The following is a 2,336-nucleotide window of genomic DNA, read 5'->3' as shown; positions in this document are numbered from 1 at the left end:
GGTAATTTTGACAACAAATTAATCTTTTTAGCCGAGCAACTAGCAGAAAAAGAAGATTGGTATTATGAAAATCCAAATTCTAAAGATAAACAGAAAAAATATGGGGTTTTGTTTCAATACATTCATCATACTTTTTCAAAATCTTTTGATGAAGATAGGTTGTTGATTAAAGAAAATGAATGTGTTATGAATACAGGCTTATTGACTGTTAATGGTGAAGAAATTTTCATGTTGTTTACAAAGAACAAAAGGACTGGTGAACAACCGTGGTTTTTTGAAAGTTTTTATAGAAGTTCAGACCATAAAATACCAGAGAGCATGAGAGGAGATTTACCATCTCACATTGACTACTTTGAAGACAACCCAGAGGATATGTATTTTGATACTAAATTAACAATTTTATATAATATGGATCACATAGTAAGAGATAATTATGATAGATTACCAGTAAGTCTTCAACAATTAGATCATTCATTGATAGTCACTATACTAAATGCTTCAACTGAACAAATGAAACAAAGAATACTAAGAAATAATAGACTTGTTGTTCCTCAATATTACAATAAAAAAATAATGTACTTAGCTCCTTTGAAATTTGGTAATGAAACGCTTCCTTTAGCAATTGAAAAACATCAACATTCATATAGAATTAATACGATACTTACGCCAGGAATGGCATATTGTAATGCAAGATTAATAATGAAGCCAGAGAGCAACTGGTTAAATAATCATTGATATTAAATAGGGCTAAGATAGACTTACTAGTTTTATTACATTTATTTTTTTTACAAAATACTTAGCTCAGTTGGTTAGAGCAAACGGCTCATAACCGTTCGGTTGATGGTTCGAATAAAATAATTGTAAAAAACTATTGACTTTTAGGTGCGCCTAAAATATACTATAATTACAGATAAGGATACGGTCTACGACATATCCGAAAATAAAACCTACCTCCTAAGTGTAGGAATTCTTTCATACAGAGTAAAGCTCTCAGTTTAGCTGGGAGCTTTTTTTCTAAATAAATTTAGAGAAGAGGCGATAAAATGGGATATGATTTTTTTAAAAATCCAATTTATCCAAAGAACAATAGATACAACAAGGATAGAACTTATTATATCGATTGTAATTGTGGAGCTATAGCAAGAAAGCAGTACAATAAAAATATTTATTTATGTCCAACCTGCGGACAATCCTATACGCTTAGAAATAATAAATATTACAGAACGACACACTATATAGGATTACGATAAAAGACCCTAGCCAACACTAAGGTCTTTTATTTTTATTAAAGTTATCATGAATAAAAATGATTGTTACAAAAACAGCAACAAAGAAAATTAATACAGAAAAAATTAGAAGTAACAAACGCGAAATAAACATTGACTGAACCACTTCCTTTTCAAAAAAACTATACCACAACCATAAAATATCACGAAACAAAAACCCACCAGAGGCGGTGGGTGTGACTACCATTTGAATACCATATTTAGAATAAAAATAAGTTAGCAAAGAATGGAAATAATTTTGAAACCTTAATATACATGGGTTTAGATTAGTAAAGAACACGTTAGAACATTGGCTGTTATTTCTGAAATAAATGCAAAATACATCAAGTATAAGTATACCCGCTGACAAAGTAAATGCCAATGCAAATTCTTATTTTAAAATAAATTTTAGAATTATACAAAGGTGCCACTTGTAATTCATGAAACTTTTTTCTATACTAGTGATACTTTAAAAAATGGGGGAAGAGAAATGTTTGGATTTTTGAAGAAAAAGAATGAAGTTGTCGAAAATAATACAATGTATGCCGTTGCCAATGGAACCGTTATCCCAATTAGTGAAGTGAATGATCCTGTTTTTTCACAAAAAATGATGGGAGATGGCTATGCAGTAGTTCCAGAAAATGGTGAAATTTATGCACCTATTGAAGGAGAAGTTTTAAGCGTTTTCCAAACAAAACATGCCATTGGTTTAAAAATGACAAACGGTCTCGAAATTTTATTACACATGGGTATCGATACGGTAGAGTTAAACGGGGCACCGTTCACTATTAAAGTGAAAGAAGGCGACCAAGTGACTGCAGATACGGTGGTCGCAATTGCTGATTTAGAAGCAATTAAAGCAGCTGGTAAAGGAACTGAAATGGTTGTCATTATTACCAACATGGATAAAGTAGCACAATTTTCGTTAGAGAAAACTGGCATGGTTACAGCTGGTACACCAGTTGGCTCTGCCACAGCCAATTAATGCATTAGACAGATATTTCTATAAAGGAATATCTGTTTTTTTTGAACAGAAATAAAATTTTATTTTGGAATTAAAAAATATTTAGA

Annotated in this window: 2 protein-coding genes and 1 tRNA gene; all 3 read left to right on the top strand. The window is 31.0% G+C overall.

What is annotated here, in order from left to right:
• Positions 1–735 (top strand): DUF3825 domain-containing protein (locus IGI63_RS16705; protein ID WP_429976403.1); only part of this gene is annotated, 735 nt, incomplete at its 5' end.
• A 55-nt stretch (positions 736–790) separates the two neighbouring features.
• Positions 791–897: transfer RNA gene (locus tag IGI63_RS16700), tRNA-Met, on the top strand.
• Positions 898–1,689: 792 nt separating this feature from the next.
• Positions 1,690–2,250, top strand: coding sequence for a PTS sugar transporter subunit IIA (locus tag IGI63_RS16695; RefSeq protein WP_025189410.1), 561 nt, complete (start codon positions 1,690–1,692; stop codon positions 2,248–2,250).
• Positions 2,251–2,336 lie beyond the last annotated feature (86 nt).

Source organism: Enterococcus sp. DIV0086 (genome assembly GCF_050498705.1).
Taxonomy (GTDB): domain Bacteria; phylum Bacillota; class Bacilli; order Lactobacillales; family Enterococcaceae; genus Enterococcus; species Enterococcus faecalis.
Note: the sequence above shows the minus strand (reverse complement) of the source record. Positions and strands in the feature narration are given on the sequence as shown.